Origin of the sequence: Alkalibacterium subtropicum (assembly GCF_900112455.1) — a bacterium.
GTDB classification, from domain to species: domain Bacteria; phylum Bacillota; class Bacilli; order Lactobacillales; family Carnobacteriaceae_A; genus Alkalibacterium; species Alkalibacterium subtropicum.
In genome coordinates this window covers 123,934-147,065 of the sequence record NZ_FOLT01000003.1, presented here as the reverse complement: position 1 = coordinate 147,065, position 23,132 = coordinate 123,934, and the positions used below count along the sequence as shown (strand labels likewise).

The window sequence follows — 23,132 nt, the reverse complement described above, 5'->3', positions numbered from 1 at the left end:
ATGAAGCAGTATTCGATCGGTGCAGATATAGGGACAACGAGCACCAAAGCGGTATTATTCACATCAGAGGGGGACATCGTCTATCAGGCGACAGTGGAATATCCCTTGCTGACACCGGAACCCAAAGCGGCAGAACAGGATCCGGATGAGATCGTGGAAGCCGTTGTGACAGCCATCCAGAACGTCATGGAAAATTCTGGAGTCGACAGGGAAGACATCACGGTCCTGTCGTTCAGTGCCGCGATGCACAGCCTGATCGCTGTGGATGCAGAAGGGAAGCCGTTGACCAAGTCCATCACCTGGGCGGATCAGCGCGCAGAACCCTATGCCAGACAGCTGAAAGAAACCAATGGCACGGCCATTTACGAGAAGACCGGCACGCCCATCCATCCGATGTCTCCTTTGACGAAGCTGATGTGGCTGAAAGCGGAAGAACCGGAAATATTCAGCAAAGCCAGCCGGTTTATCGGGATCAAAGAGTACGTCTTTTACCACTTTTTCAATAAGTATGTGGTGGATCACTCCATCGCCTCCGCAACAGGTCTTTTCAATATGTATGAACTGGACTGGGACAAGGAAGCCCTGGAAACTGCCGGTGTGACCAGGGACCGGTTATCTGAACTTGTGCCGACCACGGCCGTGTTTACGGATATGGATCCGGAACTGGCTGAGCGCATGGGTATCCATCCCGATATGAAAGTCGTAATCGGTGCCAACGACGGCTGCCTGGCCAATCTGGGTGTGAATGCCATCGAAAACGGGGTCGTCGCTGTGACGATCGGGACCAGCGGGGCTTTGCGTACGGTCACGGATAAACCCGTATCGGATCCGAAAGGCCGCATCTTCTGCTATGCCCTGACTGAAAAGCACTGGGTCATCGGCGGACCGGTCAATAATGGCGGCATGATCCTGCGCTGGCTGCGGGATGAACTGTGTGCTGAAGAAGTCAGCGAAGCGAAAGCACAGGGAAAGGATCCCTACGATCTCATTACGGATAAGATCGCAAAGATCCGTGCAGGTGCGAACGGTTTGGTCTTCCATCCCTATCTCTCGGGTGAACGGGCACCATCCTGGAATGCCAATGCCAGAGGGTCTTTCTTCGGCCTGGCGATTCACCACAAACGCGAGCACATGATGCGTGCCGTCCTTGAAGGGATCAACATGAACCTGTATATGGTCCTATTGGCTCTGGAAGAAGTGATCGGGATACCGGATCGGATCCATGCGACGGGCGGCTTTGCGAAGTCTGCCGTGTGGCGCCAGATGATGGCCAACATCTTCGACCAGGAAGTGCATGTCCCGCAGACAGTAGAAGGGGCCTGTCTGGGAGCGGCCGTCTTAGGCAAATATGCCATTGGTGAGATCGTTGACCTGACGGAAGTCAGACATATGGTGGAAACCAAAGAAATCACCGAGCCGGAAGCAGAAGAAGTGGCTGTCTATGAAGAACTGATGCCGCTTTACATCCGGCTGAGCCGATTATTCGAGCAGGAATATGACGCCATCACCGGCTTCCAGCAGAAGTATAAGTAAAAGATATTAAAGTCTCACACTGAATGAGTGGCCCGGAGGAAAGACGGCGGCTCGTTCAGTGTTTTTTGTTTTAAAACATTAAGCTAGGTAAAACAATAATGTCATAAGAGATTATCGTGCAGAAGCGTGTTAAACTATATGAATAATGATCGCGAGTGATCGATCATCGTCTTATAAAGGAGGCGTTCAAAATGAAACTTTCCCCTGAGACCCGTCAGTGGCTGGAGGGAACATTAGATATAAAAGTAGTCAATAGTGAACCGCTTTTGGGTGGGACGTCGAGTCGGTTGTGGCTGATAACGATAAGGGAGGAGAACGCTCGATTTATAAAGGTCGTTCTGAGAGAATACACTGATAAGGAGTGGCTGGCACTGGAACCGGGGATCGCAGAACAGGAAGCGTTGAACCTTAAAACAGCTCAAAAATCACCAGTCACTGCACCGATTCTGCTTGCAGCAGATCCGTATGCCAAGGTGACGACCCATCCGACGGTCGTAATGAGTCATATAGAAGGGAAGGTCATGCTTCAGCCGGAAAATATGGCAGAGTGGCTGGATGAACTGGCCAAAACTCTCGCAGCCTTACATAATAATAAAGCACACGTTAAACACAGCTATTTCCGCTACTTTGACCTAGAAAAAACGGTCAGAGCAGCCTGGTCAAGTCAGCCGCAGCTATGGAGAAAAGCGTTCAGTCATGTAAAGAATACGCCTCAGCCCGAGTCTGAGAAAATTTTCATCCACCGCGATTTCCATCCGACGAATGTCTTATTCAAAGGAACGACTGTCAACGGCGTGATCGACTGGCCGAATGCCTGCATGGGCCCGAGGGAAGTCGACGTGGCTCACTGCCGCTGGAATCTGGCGATGCTCGAAGGCGTGGATGCAGCCGATGCCTTTTTGATTCAGTACTTGAAGCACAGCGGCATCAAGAAGTACGACCACTACTGGGATCTGGAAGCTCTTTTGAATGTCTTTTCCGAAGAATCCCCCGTCGTTTACGCCGGCTGGGAAATATTTGGCCGGACTGATGTGACCCCGCAGACCATACGTGACCGGATGGATGCCTTTCTGGTACAGGCGTTGATGCCCGGAGCCGACCGGTAAAGTCATGCACCAAACGATCCTATAGATCAAGAAGGCATTTCGTATGATCACTGTACAGGAAGTAAAGAAACAAAGAACCGCATAGGGAGGACTCATGAGCTGAGCATATACGCTGCCGGTGCCTATGCTCGACGGCAGCAAAAAGGTTGAATCGATGCTTTCGGGTGGGTTTGGTTCAAGGTTCGGTTCATTCAAAGGATTAAACTATCTGGTTAAGCCGAAGAGTGACTCGTTCGGCCTGTTCTGAAGTTTCCTGTGAATGTATAAGCCGAACTTTGAGGAGATTCGGTCTATTCCAACTACCGTGAACGGTGTACACCCTGAAGACGAAGCTCTTCGGTGCCACCGCCCAAGCAGAGAATTTGAATAAGCCAAACCATAACATATTTCGGCTTATTCAGTTTATATCTCATTGCGGAAAGACTGATCCTTCTACTGTTCGGTCTTTCCATGAACCTGTACGTCAGTGAATAAACCGAACCACCAGAGAAAACTGCTCTTCATGATGTGTATACCCGCCCGCGGCGGGTATAGTACAATAAAGCTTCTTTTTATGGATGTTCAAGTTGGCTGAGAATCGCTGAAGCAAGACTGGTCACCCGAGAAAATCACTGTAAAGCTGTGCAGTCTCGCTTCAAGGCGAGACTGATCCCCTTTGAAAAAATTTTGTGATGATCATATGGTTTCGTATAGGTCAAGACGTCAAATCCCGTCTTCACGGCAAATAAGTGTGTCATAAAGTTGTCATATTTAGGTAAACGATTACACAAAATTCAATATAACCGTTGCACTTTTTTATAATAACCATTAAAATGACTCATGAATTCAACTGACAGCTTTGAGAGAGGGGAAAGCGGAAACACGCGGGATGATCCTCAGCTCAAAGATGTCAGTCAACAGAAAGGAGTGATCAAATGGACAATGCAGAGGGTGGATCTTTAAACCTCTTCATGAAAGGATTCGACTGGATCGCTACGCTGGCCTTTCTCAATTTATTGTGGCTGGGTTTCACACTCATGGGAGGCATCATCTTCGGTGCTGGACCGGCGACGTTCGCTGTCAATGCACTGGTCAAAAAGAAAATGAATCAGGGCGATCTGTCACACGTGTTCACGAAATTCAAGAAGGAATTTAAAGAGCACTTTAAAGAAGGGAACCGCTATTTCTGGCTGTTGACTGCTGCGACACTCTTTATCTACGTCGATATAAGAGTCATCCAGGCGTTGCCGCAGAACACATTCATCCAGCTAGTCGTCTTGCCGTCCCTGCTGATATTAAGCGCTTTAGTAATCATCGTCGCGACATTCACGCTAGGCCTCTATTTTGAGTTTGGTGAGTCAGTAATGAAGAGCCTGAGTGATGCATTCTGGCTGACGCTTATTTCACCCGTCGCAGGCATCATGATCGTGCACGCGTTTCTGATCGGCATCCTGATCTATGCTTACGTACCGGCCTTGATCATGTTCTACTCCGTTTCGTTTTATGCAATCGCCACACAATGGATCATGTCAAAAACATTCAGAAGAATAAAAAGAAAAAAAGTTTCAAATAGTTATTGACATCGATTTCATATTACGATATAGTTACACATGTAAAGCGCTTTCGATTGGAGAAGAACAAGATGGTTACAATTTATGACATCGCTGAACATGCGGGGTACTCGATCGCAACGGTATCCAAAGCCTTGAACAACAAAAAGGTAAGTGAAAAAGCGAAACAAAAGATCTTGGACGCAGTTGAAGAACTGCATTACACACCCAATTCTTCTGCTCGGACACTTGCGACAAACAAATCCTGGATGATCGGGGTGGTATTCGGTGAAAATCTCGGAATCGGGATCGCCCATCCATTCTTCAGCCAGGTGATCGAAGGGTTCAAAAAGCACGCAGAGTTATACAATTATGATTTGCTTTTTGTCTCAAGACACATGGGACTCGGCCAGGAGACATACAAACACCTGCTTCACCGGGGTGTCGACGGTATCGTCATTGTCCAGTCGCATGGTGAAGATGAAATCGGGAAGCTTAACCATGCGATCCCGACAGTGTACATCGACAGACCGACGAACGAACCGGGAACGGTTTACAGTGACAATCTGACCGGCAGCAAGCTGGCAGTCAATCATCTGGTTGAAAACGGTCACACTAAAATCGCTCATATCATGGGTGAACAGACGACCTTCGCGGGTATTGAACGGGCGAAAGGCTTTAAAAAAGCCATGCGCGAACAAGGATTGCCCGTCAGAGAGGAATATCTGGTCGATGGCGGATTTTATTCGCACGCTGGTGGTCGAGAGGCCATGATCCGTTTGCTTTCTTTAAATGACAGACCGACAGCGGTTTATGTTGCCGGTGATGTTATGGCTATTGCAGCCATGAAAGTCACGAAAGAATGGGGACTCAGAGTTCCTGAAGACATTTCTTTTGTAGGGTTTGATGATATCAAACTTGCAAAGCATGTCGATCCGGCACTGACGACGATTCGTCAGGATAAAGGACTGATCGGACAGCAGGCTGCAATCATCCTGCTCGACAAAATCAACACACAAGGTTCAACTCAAAATGTGGATAAAAAAATGGTGCCTGTATCATTGATCAAAAGAGATTCGGTACATCGCCTTGCTTAAGCAAGGTACCATTTTATATTTAATTGTTAAGCGCTTAAGGCAAGGTGGAAAAGATTTTCAATGAAATAAAGGGGGAAATGAATAGAATAAAGAGATTGTAAGCGTTACAAAAAGAAAGAACAGTCGAAATTGCATTACTTTTTTATTTATTCATTAGGTTAAGCGCTTAATGATCGTTAGTCTAATTAACGAACTCAAAACGCTTGCCTGCAGCAGTTCTATCATCACTACTTATATCAATCAGCAACACATCAACAACCCAAATTTAGGAGGAAAACAATGAAAAACTCATGGAAATTAGCAAGCTTATTATGCGGAGCAGTATTAATGACAGCATGTGGATCAGATACAGATACAGGATCTGACGCAGACGGCGATTCAAACGGCGGAGGCGAAGGCAGTGTTGATTTAGTCATCAACTCATTTACCGACGAGTTAGCTTATCCGATCGAAGTATTTGAAGAAAGAAACCCAGACGTCAACATCGACCTGCAGATCATCCCGACTGAAAACTATGTGGATACATTACGTCCGGCTCTTGAATCAGGCAGCGGCGCACCAGATATCTTCACAGGTGAGATCGTTTACCTATTAGACTGGATCGAACAGGACTACTGGATGGACTTGAACGAATACAACGTTGACGAATGGTCAGACGACTATCTTGACTATGTATGGGAATTAGGCCGTAACGAAGCCGGCGAAATGAAAGCTTTATCATGGCAGACAACACCAGGCGGCATCTACTACCGTCGAAGCATCGCTGATGAAGTATTCGGCACAGACGATCCGGACGAAATCGGCGAAATGTTCTCAACAATGGACGGCCTGCTGGATGCCGGTGAAGAACTTGCAAACGCTGGATACCGTTTATTCCCGGATGAAGGATCGATCGCTCCTTACACAATGGGCAACAACCCTGAGCCTTGGGTCAACGACAACAACGAACTGCAAATGACAGATGCCCGTCTATCTTACTTCGACTATGCTAAAGAACTTCGTGACAACGAGTATTCAGCTCTTGCACCAGCATGGTCACCAGCATGGTACGCATCATTCAACGAACCGATCACATATAATGCAGGTTGGGAAGAGATGGCAGAAGGCGAAGAAACAACAGAAGTCTTCGGTGTATCATTGCCAACATGGGGCTTGCACTCAGTACTGAAAACAGACGCACAGGCAACAGCAGGCGACTGGGCAGTCACAAACGGTCCATCAGCATACTTCCAGGGCGGAACATGGATCGGTATTTATGAAGGATCAGAAAACAAAGACGTAGCCTTCGACTTTATCCAAATGTTAGTCAACGACGAAGAATTCCTGACACAATGGGTAGAAGAAACAGGTGACGTATTGAGCTACAAACCAGTTATGGAAGAAGTTGCTCAAGATTACTCAGATGACTACCTTGGCGGACAGAACCACTACGAATTCTTCCTGGAACGTGCGGAACAAATCGACCCAAGTAACGTCACACGTTACGACCAGCGCTTAGACCAAATGTTCGGCGCATCCGTTGGTGCATATGTTGACGGCGTACTGACTAAAGATGAAGCACTGGAAGAGTTCTATGCAGAAGTACAGAACGCATTCCCAGACATCGAAGTACCTGAATCTAACTAAGAATAATTAAACGAAGAACAATTAAACATAGGGGGCTGGCTTGATTAAAGCCCCCTATATTAATTGTTAAAGCATAGAAGTGAGAAGTTTTGAGCCAAGTGTGTCGAATCAGAATTGACATGCTTTTATGATCGACACATAGAAAGGAAACGATTGATTATGAATAAAACTGACGATCAGACAGTTGCTGCTGATTCGACTGCTGCAGTTTCTAAAAGAAAAACCAAGAAAAAGAACCACAATCATCCCTATTTTTACATTGCACCCTTTGTCATCGTATTTCTGTCATTCAACATTTATCCGATTTTACTGACATTTTATTACTCCCTGACCAACTATACAGGTTTGGGCGGTATCGAAAATGCTGATTTTGTCGGATTTGAGAATTACGCCCGACTGATAGGAGACTCATTCTTTTATGAAGCCTTCTTCAATACGATAAAAATCTGGGGTGTGAACTTTGCCATTCAAATCACGATCGCGATGGGGCTGGCACTTCTATTCTCGGACATGCGTCTGAAACTGAAGGGTCTGAATACGTTCAGAGCATTATTCTTCCTGCCGAACATCATCACGATCGCTTCGGTCGCGCTGTTGTTCAGTATCCTGCTGGACTGGAACTATGGTTCACTGAACCAGATGCTTTTAACCCTAAACCTGATCGATCGTCCGATCAACTGGCTGAATGATCCTGTGCTGGCACAGGGATGGGTCGCCTTGATTGGTGCCTGGATGTGGTTCGGTAATACCTTCATCATCCTGATGGCCGGTATTTCTGGTATTCCAAAAGACTTTTATGAAGCAGCCTATATCGACGGCGCTAACTGGTGGGATACCTTCACTAAAATCACGCTGCCTCAGCTGAAGCCGATCCTGCTTTACGTCTTTATCACCTCCATCATCGGTGGACTGCAGATCTTCGACTTGCCGCTGCTGATGACAGACGGGCGCGGCGCACCCCGAGGCGCACTGAACACGATGGTTATCTATCTGTATAACCAGGGATTCAGTTATGCCAACTTCGGTTATTCCGCTGCGATCGCCTATGGACTCTTTATCATTACCATCGTCTTCTCAGCCATTACATTTAAAACAATGTACCGCAGTCAAGTGAAAGTCAAAAAAGGAGGGAGAAAATAATCATGGGAAAAATTAAAACAGCACGAGGCGTGATCTATTTCTTCCTCGTTTTACTTGTCATCATCTGCTTCATCCCTTTCTATATGATGATCATCAATGCGACCCGTTCAAACTCTGAGATCTTAAGAGGATTCACGCTGATCCCGGGCAATGCGCTGATGGATAACTATGATATCCTGAACAGCTATATCAACATCTGGATCGGGTTCCGAAACAGTCTGATCATTGCGGTATCCGTCACAGTATTGAATTCATACTTCTCGGCACTGACAGCTTTTGCCCTTGTCGTATATGAATTCAAAGCGAAAAACGTCATTTTCATCACGTTCATCGTCATGATGATGGTTCCCGGCCAGCTCGGTCTGATCGGTTTATACGACCTGGCCAGCACATTCGGTATCCTGGATACTTACTGGCCGTTGATCATTCCGGCGATTGCAGCACCCTTCACCGTATTCTTCTTTAGACAATTCCTCATCACGACGATGCCGATGTCTATCCTGGAATCCGGTCGAATCGACGGTGCCAGCGAGACTTATATGTTCCACAGACTGGTCCTGCCGATCTTGATGCCGGCGATCGCAACGATGGGTATCTTTACCTTTATCGGTTCATGGAATAACTTCCTGTTCCCGTTGGTCATCATTCGCTCACCAAGACTGTACACTTTGCCGATCATGATCCGTCAATTACAAGGGTCTCCGGTTGCGTCTAACTTAGGTGCGATCTACCTGGGTATCGCCATTTCCGTGGTGCCGATCATGATTGCCTTCCTGTTCCTGTCTAAATATATTATTTCAAGTATCACTGCAGGTGCAGTTAAAGGGTAAGCTTGGACATTAAAAGTACTATCATCTATGTGTTTTGTAGAGCATAGTACTTTTTTTGTGGAAAATTCCAGCCAAAATATACCCTTATTCCAACAGAACACTATTCAAATCACGTTCACTCACGAACAAAAAAGGATGATTTAAAAGATGACGAAACGTACTGTAACAGCTGTTCAGTCTGTGAAAGCAGACAACAGTTTCTGGCAACCTGTTTCTATTAAAGAAGTAACGGACAACTCGACCACACATGTCACGGTCGATTCCACACAAACATACCAGACCTGGATGGGGTTTGGCGGTGCGCTGACTGAATCAGCGACGTATACGATGGACCAGTTACCAGCAGAGAAGAAAGAAAGCATCCTTCAGGCCTATTATAATAAAGAGAATGGGTTAGGCTACACGCTGGGACGTCTGCACATTGCCAGCTGTGACTTTTCTCTTGAAAATTACGATTATATCGAAGAGAATGACGAAACACTGGAAACATTCAATATGGACCGCGAAGAAAAATGGGTCCTGCCGACCTTGCGTCGTGCTCAGGAAATCGCCGGCGAGCCACTGACGCTCGTTGCTTCACCGTGGAGCCCGTCTGCCTGGATGAAAACGAACGGCGAACGCAACAACGGCGGCAAGCTGAAAAAAGAATATTACACGCTTTGGGCGCAGTTCATTGCGCGTTACCTGAAAGAAATGAAGGACAAAGGTTTCGAAACCTTTGCGATCACTGTTCAGAACGAACCGGCTGCCACTCAGACGTGGGATTCATGTGAATTCACAGCGGAAGAGGAAGCGGAAATGGTCAAAGTATTGTCCGGCGTCTTCAAAGAAGAGAACCTCGATGTCAACATCATCATCTGGGACCACAACCGCGACATTATTTTTGAGCGTGCCGACACCGTGTTAAGCGATCCAGAAGCCAACAAAGGGGTCTGGGGCGTGGGGAACCACTGGTATATGTCAGAAGACTTCGAAGCTCTTTCAAAAGTCCATGACAAATACCCGGACAAGCACATGATCTTTACCGAAGGCTGTATCGAAGGCGGCGTACAGTTAGGCGCCTGGCATACAGGTGAACGCTACGCCAGAAATATCATCGGCGACATGAACAACTGGCTTGAAGGATTCCTGGACTGGAACATCGTCCTGGATGAACAAGGCGGACCGAACCACGTTGGCAACTACTGTGACGCACCGATCATTGCTGATACAAAAGAAAAAGTTGCGCACTACAACAGCTCATACTATTTCATCGGTCACTTGAGCAAGTACATCAGACCCGGTGCCGAGCGTGTAGACGTGACCTTGAGCGGGGACGACTTATCCGTTGTGGCATTCAAAAACGAAGACGGTTCGCTCGTCACTGTCCTGTTGAACGAAACAGACAAAGCGTCCGATTTAGTTTTATCACTTGATAACGAAGGAGCAGCTGTTCACGTACCGGCTCACAGCATCACGACGGTCGTATCTGAACAGGCGTAAAGATTTGCAATAGAAAGGTTGACAAAGCGTGTATAAATTATTAGAAGACGGACGATTCAAGATCGAAGATTTCCAGGCGGCAAGTCCGTTTGCCAGTTTCCTTCCCGGGATCTCCGGAACAGACGGTATCCCTCTGTGGGCATTTTATGTCAATAGAGGACAGGGGATGGCCAGTTTTGGTGTCGAGAACAAAGACAACGCCATGCTGGAATTCCTTCCGGCAAACAAAGCGTATCAGTATGTCGGGACACAAGGCTTCCGTACATTCCTGAAAGGGACACGTTCAGAAGAACGGTTCCAGTATGAACCATTCAATGAAGAAAGTGATGTCATACAGGACGAGATGATCATTTCGGATAATCATCTGGAACTGAAACATACCCACAAGCATTTAGGTATTGAAATGACGGTCGTGTACTATACACTGCCGCATCAGGCCATTCCCGGTCTGGTCCGCGAAGTGACATTCAAGAACCTGCGTGACGAACCCATCTCTATCGAAGGGGTAGACGGACTGGCCAGCATGTTCCCGGCACACGTGGATGATGCAGGCTATAAATCCATCTCCAACACCTTCAAGAGCTGGTTCGATGCCTCAGTCGAACAAGACCAGTTTGCCTACTACTTCTTAAGAGGAAGTACAGCAGACGATGCGAAAGTCGATCAGAATGACGAAGGAAACTTCTACGTCTCGCTCATGCAGACAGAGAACAAGGAAGAATTCATGACCCCCGTCTTTGACCGTGACGTGATTTTCGGCAATGATCTGACATTATTGACACCTAAAGCGTTCTACGGACAAGATGCGCTCGACACGACAAAACAGATCGGTACCAACAAAGTGAGTGCGGCGTTTACACCGTTTGACATCGATCTGAAAGGCCACGGCGCCATGACACTGACCAGCGTATTCGGTCAGACCACAGACAGAGAAAAAGCTGCCGACTTTATTCAACAACATATCACCGCTAAAAAGCTTTCTGAATACAAAACGTCTGCCATGGAACTGGCGAAAGCATTCACCAGCCGTGTGGAAACGAAGACAGCGAACAAAGCCTTTGATGAATACGTGAAACAGAATTATCTGGATAACGGCATCCGCGGCGGGTTCCCGGTCGTCTTTGAAAACGACCAGGCTAAACAAGTCTTCTACCTGTACTCCCGCAAGCACGGGGATCTGGAGCGCGATTACAACTTCTTCTCGATCTCACCTGAGTACTATTCACAGGGGAACGGGAACTACCGCGACATGAATCAGAACAGACGTCTGGACACCTTCTTCGAACCGAAAGTGGCTGACCGCAACCTGCGTCAGTTCATGAGCCTGATCCAGCTGGACGGTTATAACCCGCTGTCCATCAAAACAGTGAAATATACTCTGGAAGATGACAGCTTTGACTTCACAGGCTTCGGCTTTTCTAAAGAGCAGGCCGACAACTGGCTTGAAAAATCAAAAGACGGGTATACACCAGGCAGTCTGAAAAAATTCGTGGAAGAAGAAGACATCACCTTAACGGAATCGTTTGAAGCCTTCCTGACCGATGTCCTGAGTGCGAGCAAGGAAGCCCTGGAAGCCGATCACGGTGAAGGGTTCTGGAGCGATCACTGGACATACAACCTGGATCTTATCGATAGTTACCTGGCGATCTATCCGGACAAAGCGGACGATGCATACTTTGGCGGCGGCTACCGCTTCTTCAACAGCCCGGCCAGTGTCCGTCCGCTCAGCGAAAAACTGAAGCAGGGCAAGCTCGGCTGGCGCCAGTACGACGCTGTTCATGAAGACGAAGAAAAAATGGCCGCCCATAAAAAAGGCGAACACATGTGGATCGAGACAGATACGGACGGCAAGCCTGTTGAAACGAGTCTGTTCAGCAAGCTGATCTTACTTGCAGCCAACAAAGTCTCCACGCTGGCACCTTTTGGTCTCGGTGTAGAGATGGAAGGCGGCAAACCAGGCTGGAACGACGCCATGAACGGCCTGCCGGGCATGTTTGGTGCCGGAACATCTGAACTCTTCGAACTGAAACGTCTGGTCGACCGTCTGAGTGACGTGGACAACAAGCAGCGTATCGCCTTACCTGTAGAAGCCTCTGAATTCCTGCTGCATTTAAGAGATGTCCTCCGCGACATCGACACGCTTGATCTGGATGCCTGGAAAGCCTTGACGGAAGTCCGTGAAAGTTACCGCGCGTCCATCGCAGGCAAGAACAGCTTTAAACTGGTGACCTGCACAGAAGACATGGCCGCAGAGGTCATCAGCCTGTTCAAAGAAGTCATGGAAAAAGCAGTGGACAATGTGGAAGGATTGGATACAGAGATCATTCCAACGTACATCTACTTTGAAGCGACCGTTAAAGAAGGCGAAATCACTGAGATGCAGCCGCATCCTGTGACACCGTTCCTGGAAGGTGTCGTCAAGAAGATGAAGATCTCCGGCGATACGACAGAAGCGCGTGAGTTATACGGTAAAGTGAAGGCCAGTGACTTGTATGACAAGAAACTGGGTATGTATAAAACAAGTGCCAGCATCAATGACGAGCCGATCGAACTGGGCCGTGCGAAGTTCTTCACCCCAGGGTGGCTGGAAAACGAATCGGTCTTCCTGCACATGGCTTACAAGTATCTGCTGGAACTGGTCAAAGTTGGCCTGTACGATGAATTTTACGAAGAAATCAAGACCGGACTCGTGGTCTTCAATGATCCGAAAGTTTATGGTCGAAGCATCCTTGAAAACTCATCCTTTATCGCAAGCAGTGCCAACCCGGATGAAAGTCTGCACGGCAAAGGCTTCGTGGCAAGATTGAGCGGTTCGACAGTCGAATTCCTAAACATGTGGGTAGAAATGTTCATCGGTAAAGCCCCATTCACCATGGAAGACGCACTGACCTTTAAACTCGAGCCAGTCCTGCCTGCTGATTTCTTTTCTGATAGAAAAATCACCTTCACTTTATTCAGTGAAATCGAAGTGACCTACATCAACGACACGTCCAAAGCGACGTACGGTGAAGACCGCGTGAAACCAAACGCCTACACCGTCGAGCTTAAATCCGGTGAAACAGAAACCTTTGATGCCAATGGCGTTACAGGCGAATGGGCAGAGAAAATCAGAAACAAAGAAGTTAAAGCGATCACTGTCGCGCTGGACTAAGCTTTATCTTAAGAAGTGCCCGACTTTTAAGCCGAAACTCCTGAAGTTTAATGCTTAACTTCAGGAGTGGACGCAAAAACATCCGAAACTTCTGTAGATTCGGTGTAAACTAAAGGAGTTTTGACTAAAACAGTCGCTACTCCTGACGTTCAGGTTCAGAAAAGTTAAGACATAAGACGGAACGTCTCCGAAAGCGGAGACGCCCCCTTCTAAAAGAAAGTTGAATAGCAGCATTTGGAAGCATCTAATAGTTTTATTTTATGTTTATAAGTGAATAGAGAAGGTGTAGCACCTTCTCTATTTTTATAAAAAAATTCAACAAAAAATGGAGGAAACAGATGAAGAACAAGAAAAGAGTGGCCGTGATTTGCGGATTATTGTTGATGGGACCGGCAGTTTTAAGTCAACTGCAGAATGAAGACGCTGTCATGACAGTGGAAGCAGAAGAACATGCAAACCTTCTGACCAATGGAGACTTCAGTCAGGGAACTGACAGCTGGGGTCTGATGCATGAGTTCGGTGGAGAGGCAACATTTACGACCGTGAACGATCAGGCGGAGGTAACGGTACATAAGATTGCCGGCATCCACGCAGAGTGGGGCGTGCCGATCAGCTGGTCATCCCAGTTCGTTCAGGAAAACGTCGACTTGGCAGCAAACACCCGTTACAAACTTTCATTCGATGCCAAATCAAGCATCGCCCGTCCAGTCGTTCTGGAATATACGAATTTCAAAGGCAACCTGAAAGAGAACTTTTATGTGACCGAAGAGATGCAAACGTTTACGCATGAGTTCGAAACCCTTCAGGCGGCAACGATGCACCTGAAATTCCTGATCGGGAACGTGCAGCATGAAGGCGAACTGACGCCGGAAGAAGAACACACATTGACCTTTGACAATGTGTCACTCGTCTCATTGGGTGAAGTGCAGGAAGATACAGGCGAAAAAGAATGGGAACTGACTTGGGCCGATGAATTCGATGGTGAGAGCCTTGACCTTTCCAAATGGCGCATCGACGAAGGTAACGGATTCTGGAGCGGCGACGAATGGATAGCCGGCTGGGGGAACAACGAGAAGCAGTACTACCATGAAGACAATGTCACCGTTGAAGACGGCAAACTGATCCTGGAAGCAAGACAAGAACAGATCTCAGATGAACAGGGAGATTATGACTACACATCAGGAAAAATCCTGTCAGACGGCTTGTTCAGTCAGACGTTCGGACGCTTTGAAGCCCGCATGAAACTGCCTGAAGGACAAGGCTACTGGCCGGCTTTCTGGATGATGCCGCAGGACGATACGTACGGTGGCTGGGCAGCGTCCGGAGAACTGGACATCATGGAAAATGCCGGGGCCAATACGGATAAAATCGGCGGAGCGATCCACTTCGGCGATGTATGGCCGAACAACACCTATCTGGCCGGCGATTATCACTTTGACGCAGGAAGCACGACAGAATTCAACACCTACAGTGTCGAATGGGAACCGGAAGAAATCAGATGGTATGTCAACGATGAACTGTACTATAAAACAGGCGACTGGTATACAGAGCATTACGAATATCCAGCACCATTCAACCAGGACTTCTACATGATCCTGAATCTGGCTGTCGGCGGCTGGTACGGCGGCGAACCGGATGCGTCAACAGCATTCCCGGGACAAGTCGAAGTGGACTATGTCCGTGTTTATGAAGATGCCAATGCCAACTATGACAAGTCTCCATCACCGTTAAAAGAAACGGTCGAAGAACCTGAAGAACCGTCAGACGACTTGGACCGCGATCCTGCAAACTGGGAAGGCGTCGGCGAGAACCTTGTCCAAGACGGATCGTTTGATACGACAACGACTTTCGGAGACCCTGACAGCGACGCCACATGGAAGACTTTCCTGATGGCGGATCATGATCCAAACGGCGGAAAAGCAGACTTTTCTGTTGTCGACAACGTCTTGAACACTGAGATCCAGCAAGTAGGCTGGAACTGGTGGCAGATACAACTGATGCAGCACATGCAACTGGAAGAAGGCACGTATAAGCTGACCTTCGATATGTCTTCCGAGCTGGCAAGAGACATGCGTGTGGAATTAGTGGGGTCAGGCGATGAAATCAAAGTCTTCCCTGTCGATGAAACAGAAGAAACATATGAAATGGTCTTCCACGTCGGCGCGGACACGGAAAGCCTCATGTTCGGCTTTGGTCGCGAAATCGACGAAGAAGAGCTGGCAGTTCCTTACAACATGACCCTGGACAACATCGTCTTGAAAGCAGCGGAGCCTGTCGAAGAAGCACCGGCAGAACCAGCGCCTGATGAAGAAGACGGCGAATGGGTCGAAGTCGGCGACAACCTGATCGAAGACGGTATGTTTGATAATACAACTGACTTCGGCACTGCGGATGACCTGTCAACATGGAACATCCATAACCAGGGCGACTATGAAAACTGGGCAGGTCTGGCAGGGTTTTCAGTCGTTGACGGTGTCGTCAATGCTGAGATCACCCAGGTCGGCTGGGACTGGTGGCAGATCCAATTGTACCAGAACCTTGGTGCAATCGAAGACGGCACCTACAGACTCTCCTTTGATATGGCTTCGGATAAAGAAAGAAACGTGCGCGTCGAACTCGTTCGTTCAGGACTTGAAGTCATGGACTTTACGGTGAACGAAGACATGAACACTTATGAAGCAATCGTCGAGATCGAAAACGGTGAAGACCTACAGCTGTTGTTTGGCTTAGGCAGACTGCCGGATGGAGAAGAACTGGAAACGCCTTACAATGTCATGATCGACAATGTCAGCCTGACAGAAGTCGAGTTCGTTGCAGATGAAGAAGAACCTGTGGACGAAGAAGACCCTGAAGACGGCGACACACCTGTCGATGGCGAAACCCCTGTCAATGGTGAAGAAGGTAAAGACGACCAGAACGACGATAAGAAAGAAAACGAAACAGATGACGAGAAAGACGATATGAACGATGACAAGGATGAAGAGAAAGACAAAGATAAATCAGACGCTGATGATGAAGACGGCGAGAAATTGCCTGACACAGCAACAGGCATCTGGACAGTCGGTGCACTCGGTCTGACCGGGCTTGCAGGCGGACTGGGAATGAAAGTCTTTAAAAAAGACTAAGCAAGATCAGCTGAAAGCGAGAGCGCGTGTCAGGATACCACCTATCCTGACACGCGCTTTTGCGTTGTTTGGATACAAGCGTTTAAGTTGTCCCAAAAATCATAAGGCCGTATACTCTTTCTTAAGAAAGAGGTGTACTATGGCAAAGCGAAATGTTACGATCGATGTCATCAAGGCACTGGCGATCATTTCCGTAATCCTTATCCACGGCCTGTCCAATGCCACGCTGTATGATATTTATGCGCCTTTTTACATCTGGCAGACAGTTCCGGTGTTTATGATCTTAATGGGCTTTAACGCCGCCAACGCCTTTATGAGAAAGGGATATGAAAATCTTCCTGACATCTTTGCCCGCCATTATTTTCTGAACAAAGCCAAACGCATCCTGCTGCCGTTTGGCGTCATCTGGCTCATGCAGGTGCTGATCCAGTTCTTCTACTTTGACAACAGGAATATAGGCGAACTCTTACTGAGATTTCTGGAAGGCGGATACGGTCCGGGCAGTTACTTTATTCCGCTGCTGATCCAGGCAACGATCCTGATCCCGTTCATCTATCTGATCCTGAAAAAGCAGCCGACTAAAATGATGATCCTGCTGTTTTTCGTCAGTCTGCTGATCGATCTGATGTCTTTCTGGCTGAACATCTCCGGGAGCTTATACCGCATCCTGATCATCCGGCATCTGTTTTCAGTGACCTTGGGGATATGGTATGCCTTGGAAAAGTCGACCATCAAGCTAAAGTGGGTCGTGATCCCAGCCGCAGCGAGTCTGACTTATATCACGGCGGTTCACTACTATAACTGGGAACTGATCGTTGAAGAATACTGGCACAGTCAGCATGCGCCGTCTTATTTTTATGTGCTGTTCATCATCATGATCGGCATGAAGTATCTGAAAGTGGACCAGGCATCGCTGCTGGACAGGACGTTCATCCTGATCGGTCAGGCGTCGCTCCATATCTACCTGACTCAGATGTTCTATTTCTGGTTCCTGCACGAACGCCTGCCGGATTTCACCGGGATCGTGTATGTACTAATGTTTCTGACGATCCCCATCGCTTCAGGCATCGGTTTTTATATGCTGGATGACTACGTGAACAGGACAGTCCTTAAAAAGTAGACCATACGCGAAGGTCTGCGCGTATGACCATCAAGAAAAGCCTTTTGTGGGACAAGTGACGAGGAAATTCTGGCACACTTGTCCCGCTGAGCTGTTTCCGGAACAAGTGGCGCTCAAAATCAGCACCACTCGTGTCGCATCTGGCTATTCGGGACAAGTTCCAGCGATAAAGGGTCCCACTTGTTCCAAAAGAACTTAATTAAGATGAAAAAAGCCGCCAGCGCTTGGCGGCTTTCCTTATAATAGATACTGATCGGTATATCATGGTATAATGTCTTACCTGAATTACGAAATAAAGAAGCGCTGTAAAGACTTCAAGAGTATTACAGGTCGTAAGGGGATCCGTCTGCTTTGATGTACGTTTTCTTTTTGCATTTAGGGCAGCGTTGAGTATAACAATAGGAATGATGGGGGTGTTCTTTAAACTTAGTCCCTTTTAGGGTTGATCTGCACTCCGGATTGCTGCAAGGGACAGACATCAGATTTGGGAGCATTTTAATACATCCTTTCTTTATTTGAGTTTAATGTAACGCTCAATAAGAAGGGAGTCAAGGCTGTTTATAAAATGCTGTTATTTTTTATGCATTAAGTGACAAAAAAGTGAAAAGTCCCTGGTGCTGTAAGGCTTAAGCAAGGAAAGGACAAATGAGAAAACCAATATAATCTAAATAATAAACGCATAAAATTAGCAGAAAAAGCAGGGTTTCGCATTAATATACTTGTATATAGAACAAACGCGCAGGTGGGTGCATTTGAAAATCATATAAAGCTATTTACAGAACAAGTGATTAGGAAAATCTGGCTCACTTGTCCCGAATAGCTGTTTCCGGAACAAGTGGGTCTCAAAATCAGTACCACTTGGGTTGCAGCCGGCTGTTCGGGACAAGTTTCATTGTAAAAAACACAGTCCACTTGTTCCAAACCGCTTCACAGAACTGAATAAGAGGAGCATACGCGCAGGCATGCGCGTATGAACATCACAATATCTTCTAAGAGAGAAAAGTGCGTCGATTCGCCGCGCTTTTTCTATTAAAAGAGGGTCTTTTTGACCTTGAGACATAAAAACAAAGAAGAAGTTCATCAGTTTTCTTTATTCTGATCCTCACTTCTTAAGATCAGACCTGATCTTAAGAAGTGACTCTATCACACAGCGAAAGTCCTTAAGATAACCGGGAAACGTCAGAAGTACAATACTATAATCCGAAAACTCCTGAAGTTCCCACCCAAAGACCTTCAAAAGTGGACCATACGCGCAGACGTGCGCGTATGACCATCATGAAAAGACTACTGCGGGACAAGTGGGACGGAAAAGAAGGCTCACTTGTCCCGAATAGCTGTTTCCGGTACAAGTGGGCCCTAAAATCAGCGCCACTTATGTCGCAGCCGGCTATTCGAAACAAGTGAAGATCATTAACGGTCCCGCTTGTTCCGCAAAACCTTCATCACACGAAAAAAGCCGCCAGCGCTGGCGGCTTTCCTTATACTCTCTTAACTTTCGTACCCGTTCGGGTTCGTTTTCTGCCACTTCCAGGAGTCGCGGCACATGTCTTCGATCGAATAGGTCGCTTCCCAGCCGAGTTCGTTCTTGGCTTTAGTGACGTCGGCGTAGCTGGTCGCGATGTCGCCGGGACGGCGGTCGACGATCTCGTGCGGGATCTCGACTTCATTGGCATTTTCGAACGCATGGATCACATCCAGCACGGAGTAGCCTTTACCGGTCCCCAGGTTATACGCTTCAACGCCGGTCATGCCCATGACTTTCTCCAGCGCCTTGATATGCCCTTTCGCCAGATCGACCACGTGGATATAGTCGCGCACACCGGTCCCGTCATGGGTGTCGTAGTCTGAACCGAACACAGACAGTTTCTCGCGCTTGCCGACAGCGACCTGGGTGATATACGGCATCAGGTTGTTCGGGATGTCGTTAGGGTCTTCGCCGATGCGTCCGGATGCGTGCGCGCCGATCGGGTTGAAGTAGCGCAATAATGCCGCACTCCACTGATTGTCAGCGAGATACTGATCCTGGATGAACTGCTCGATGAACATTTTCGTCGTCCCGTAAGGGTTCGTGGTCGACAGCGGCATGTCCTCGGTGAAGGGCGCTTCATTCGTCATACCGTAAACCGTCGCGCTTGAACTGAAGACGATTTTCTTCACATTATACTCGTTCATCAGTTCCATCAAAACGATCGTGCCGTAAAGGTTGTTGCTGTAATATTTCAGGGGCTGGGCGACGGATTCGCCGACAGCCTTGTAGCCGGCAAAGTGGATGACAGCGTCCAGTTCGTGCTGCTCAAAGACTTCTCTTAACGCTTTCTTGTCGCAGATGTTCACTTCATGAAACGGGATATCTTTTCCTGTGATCTCTTTCAGGCGGGTCAGGACTTCCGGTTTTGAGTTGGAATAGTCGTCCACGATCACCACATCGTAATTTTTTTCGATGAGTTCAACGACCGTGTGGCTCCCGATATAACCGGCACCACCTGTAACTAATATAGCCATGGATTTCGCTCCTTCATAAGTCAGTTATTTACTAAATTTTACTCTTTTTTTACCATCTTTATTGTACCACAGACTTCTGCTTCTGTGCATTGCTTTTCGTGTAAGATAACAAAACGGTTAAACTCTCTAAACAAATGTAAAGAATTAATGAAAACACTACGTATAAATAAAAACTGTGGTATAATTTGCTGTAATTGAAAAATGCGAGTAGATGAAATCATAAATAAAAAGGACAAAAGCGTTTCAAGAAGCAGCACCCTACAGAGAGGACTTGAGTTATGTTTGAAGTTTCCATCATTATGCCTGTTTACAACGTCAAGGAGCATCTGGCGCGAGCCATCGAATCGGCCTTGAATCAGAAAGAAATACTCACGGAGATCATCCTTGTTAATGACGGGTCGACGGACGGCTGTGCAGAGATCTGTGACGACTATGCGGAGCGCGAACCTCTCTTGATCAAAGTGATCCATCAGGAAAACAAAGGATCAGGGCCCGCCCGCAATACCGGGCTGGACCAGGCGATCGGGAAGTACATTTATTTTGCGGATCCCGATGATTACTTTGACAACACACTCCTGCAGAGTAACTTGCGTCTGGCCAAAGAAACCAAGCCCGAGATGGTCGTTTTCGGCTACACGCAGGAAAAGGCGTCAGATCCTTCAGAGCGGGAAGTGAAACGGCCGAACTTTCCGCAGCTGACGTCTCAGGAGGATTTCCGCCGGCATTTTGGCAATGTCTACCAGTTTTCGCCGTATGCCCTCTGGAACAAGCTGTACAAACGAAAATTTCTGAATAAGCATCATATCCGTTTCACGAGCCAAAAGACCGGCCAGGATGCCCTCTTCAATATCGAGGTGTATAAGCATCTGTCATCCGTCGCCGTGAACCGGCAGGCCTACTACCATTATGTGTCCCATGAAGGGTCATCCGTGAACCGGTACCGTCCGGAACGTTATCTCATGGAGCAGAACATCGCTCAAGCCTTTGAACAGCTGATGAGTGAGTGGGGCGAAGAAGGGACCTTCACTGATCTGATCGGTGAAGAGTATTTTCATGCCCTCTATCTGGAAACAGCCAATCTGGTCCACAAAGACTGTCCCCTGTCTGACGAAGAGAAAGTCAAACGTCTGCGTGACATCTGGCGGACCATCGGGACCACAAAAATCGGTCCCTATAAACAGGGCGACCATAACCCGTTCAGAAACCTGCTTTTAAAGACCTACAAGCAGGAGAACTTCAGTCAGGCCTTGTTCCTGATGAAGAGCCGCAATCAGGTCGCAGAGCGCTACACGAAAGTCTTCAGCACGGTCCGGACGTTCTTTAAGAACTAACGGCCCAGCAGTCATTAAGAACTCAAATGTCAGAATGCTATACGAAATAATCCGTTTCAACAAAAAAGAAATCGACAGTCGAGGAGTCAGCCGCTATGATGGAACAGTTCAAACATGCACTTTTTTATACAGCCATAGGGAAGTATTCCATCGTCGTCGTCCAGCTGCTCGTCAATGCGATCGTCTCAAGGATCCTGACGCCGGAAGAATTCGGGATCGTGGCGGCCGTCAATATCTTCCTCGTTTTCTTCCAGCTGCTGGCGGATTTCGGGATCGGCCCGGCGGTGATCCAGAACAAGGACCTGAACACAAAAGAAGTCAATTCCATCTTCGCGTTCAGTCTGTACATAGCATTCGGCTTAGCCGTCGTGTTCGTCTTTCTCGGTTACCCGATGAGTCTTTTCTACGGCAACGAGGTGTTCATCCCGATCAGCCGGATCCTGGCCATTGCCGTCTTCTTTTACGGCATCCTGGTCGTCCCGCAGTCTATCCTGCTCCGGGAAAAGAACTTCAGGCTCGTTAACATCACGACAGTCATCGGGGCGTCGGTCTCCGGCATCATCGCCATCAGCCTGGCACTTTTAGGCTTCAGCTACTACGCCATCATCATCGGCAATACGGCTAAAGCCTTCACGCTGTTCGTCGTCTTCTATATGAAGACAGACACCAGGTTCAGTCTGAAATTCAACAGGGGCCCGCTCAAGAAGATCTTTGCCTTTTCGCGTAACCAGTTCCTGTTCAATTTCATCAACTACTTTTCACGAAACCTGGACAACCTGCTGATCGGGCGCTACTTCAGTGCCAGTGCCTTGGCCTACTACGACAAGGCCTATCAGGTCTCACTGTATCCCAACCAGGTCTTGACGAGTCTGGTGACGTCGGTGATCCATCCGATATTATCCGATTATGAAGAGGAAAAGGAACGCATCAGGCGTGTCTACTTAAGGATTTCTAATCTGCTGGCAACGTTGGGCATGCCGCTATCGGTCTTTCTGTTCTTCGCCGCCGAAGAAGTGATCCTGTTCCTCTTTGGGGGCCAATGGGACGGCAGTGTGCAGGCCTTTCAGATACTGGCCTTGTCGATCTGGATCCAGATGATCCTCTCAAGCACCGGCGGCATCTTCCAGTCGGGGAACCGGACGGATCTTCTGCTGCTGTCAGGCGTCTTGTCGACCGCCTTCAACATCACCGGCATCGTGATCGGTATCCTGATGGGGCAGATCGAATACGTCGCCGGCTTTCTGGTCCTGGCGTTCAGCCTGAACTTTATTCAGGCCAACTATCTGCTTATGATCAAGATGTTTCAATCAAATTTGCTGGAGTTTTTCAAAGTGCTCACCAAACCGTTTATTCTCGCGGTCATGCAGGTCGGAGCATTCTGGCTGCTGCCGGAACTGCCTTTGAACGTCTTCTTCAGTCTGGTCGTCAAAGGGGTCGTGTTTCTTGTCGTCTGGGTCATCGGCCTGTTCGTCACCGGTGAATTCAACCGGCTGAAGCTGGAACTGCAGCGTGCGCGCGGCACCAAACCGGTCCAGTAGAAATCATCAAAATAGAGAGGGG

14 protein-coding genes are annotated in these 23,132 nt (G+C 47.9%); 13 read left to right on the top strand and 1 reads right to left on the bottom strand.

Annotated features, from left to right (window positions below; genetic code table 11):
* The 11 genes from gntK to BM049_RS04145 all read left to right on the top strand — a co-directional run bounded on the left by gntK (position 1) and on the right by BM049_RS04145 (position 17,739).
* The gene (gene gntK / locus BM049_RS04195) at positions 1-1,533 is read left to right on the top strand and encodes a gluconokinase (RefSeq protein WP_091528912.1); all 1,533 of its coding nucleotides are present in this window, start codon (positions 1-3) and stop codon (positions 1,531-1,533) included.
* 191 nt (positions 1,534-1,724) lie between these two features.
* A complete protein-coding gene (locus BM049_RS04190) occupies positions 1,725-2,639 on the top strand; it encodes a phosphotransferase family protein (RefSeq protein WP_091528910.1) in 915 nt (304 codons plus the stop codon).
* A 914-nt stretch (positions 2,640-3,553) separates the two neighbouring features.
* The gene (locus BM049_RS04185) at positions 3,554-4,198 is read left to right on the top strand and encodes a YesL family protein (RefSeq protein ID WP_091528909.1); all 645 of its coding nucleotides are present in this window, start codon (positions 3,554-3,556) and stop codon (positions 4,196-4,198) included.
* 62 nt (positions 4,199-4,260) lie between these two features.
* On the top strand, positions 4,261-5,265 hold the full coding sequence (locus tag BM049_RS04180) for a LacI family DNA-binding transcriptional regulator (protein ID WP_091528907.1): 1,005 nt from the start codon (positions 4,261-4,263) through the stop codon (positions 5,263-5,265).
* 279 nt (positions 5,266-5,544) lie between these two features.
* The gene (locus BM049_RS04175; RefSeq protein ID WP_091528906.1) at positions 5,545-6,891 is read left to right on the top strand and encodes an ABC transporter substrate-binding protein; all 1,347 of its coding nucleotides are present in this window, start codon (positions 5,545-5,547) and stop codon (positions 6,889-6,891) included.
* Positions 6,892-7,050: 159 nt separating this feature from the next.
* The gene (locus tag BM049_RS04170; RefSeq protein WP_091528904.1) at positions 7,051-8,031 is read left to right on the top strand and encodes a carbohydrate ABC transporter permease; all 981 of its coding nucleotides are present in this window, start codon (positions 7,051-7,053) and stop codon (positions 8,029-8,031) included.
* A gap of 2 nt (positions 8,032-8,033) precedes the next feature.
* Complete coding sequence (locus BM049_RS04165) at positions 8,034-8,861, top strand: carbohydrate ABC transporter permease (RefSeq protein WP_091528903.1); 828 nt, start codon at positions 8,034-8,036, stop codon at positions 8,859-8,861.
* A 147-nt stretch (positions 8,862-9,008) separates the two neighbouring features.
* Positions 9,009-10,343 carry a glycoside hydrolase family 30 protein gene (locus tag BM049_RS04160; RefSeq protein ID WP_091528901.1) on the top strand — a complete coding sequence of 445 codons (1,335 nt, stop codon included), beginning with the start codon at positions 9,009-9,011 and terminating at the stop codon, positions 10,341-10,343.
* A gap of 28 nt (positions 10,344-10,371) precedes the next feature.
* A complete protein-coding gene (locus BM049_RS04155) occupies positions 10,372-13,494 on the top strand; it encodes a hypothetical protein (RefSeq protein WP_091528900.1) in 3,123 nt (1,040 codons plus the stop codon).
* A gap of 338 nt (positions 13,495-13,832) precedes the next feature.
* Complete coding sequence (locus BM049_RS04150; RefSeq protein WP_143079451.1) at positions 13,833-16,619, top strand: glycoside hydrolase family 16 protein; 2,787 nt, start codon at positions 13,833-13,835, stop codon at positions 16,617-16,619.
* A 139-nt stretch (positions 16,620-16,758) separates the two neighbouring features.
* Positions 16,759-17,739, top strand: coding sequence for an acyltransferase family protein (locus BM049_RS04145; protein WP_091528898.1), 981 nt, complete (start codon positions 16,759-16,761; stop codon positions 17,737-17,739).
* Positions 17,740-19,227: 1,488 nt separating this feature from the next.
* On the opposite strand, the gene galE is transcribed toward BM049_RS04145, so the two are convergent.
* Positions 19,228-20,241 carry a UDP-glucose 4-epimerase GalE gene (galE, locus tag BM049_RS04140; RefSeq protein ID WP_091528897.1) on the bottom strand — a complete coding sequence of 338 codons (1,014 nt, stop codon included), beginning with the start codon at positions 20,239-20,241 and terminating at the stop codon, positions 19,228-19,230.
* A 278-nt stretch (positions 20,242-20,519) separates the two neighbouring features.
* Here galE and BM049_RS04135 point away from each other — a divergent pair, with 278 nt between their 5' ends.
* Together BM049_RS04135 and BM049_RS04130 are read left to right on the top strand one after the other, a co-directional pair.
* A complete protein-coding gene (locus tag BM049_RS04135) occupies positions 20,520-21,572 on the top strand; it encodes a glycosyltransferase family 2 protein (protein ID WP_091528895.1) in 1,053 nt (350 codons plus the stop codon).
* Positions 21,573-21,667: 95 nt separating this feature from the next.
* Positions 21,668-23,110: a lipopolysaccharide biosynthesis protein gene (locus BM049_RS04130; protein WP_091528894.1), complete on the top strand. Its 1,443-nt coding sequence runs from the start codon at positions 21,668-21,670 to the stop codon at positions 23,108-23,110.
* Positions 23,111-23,132 lie beyond the last annotated feature (22 nt).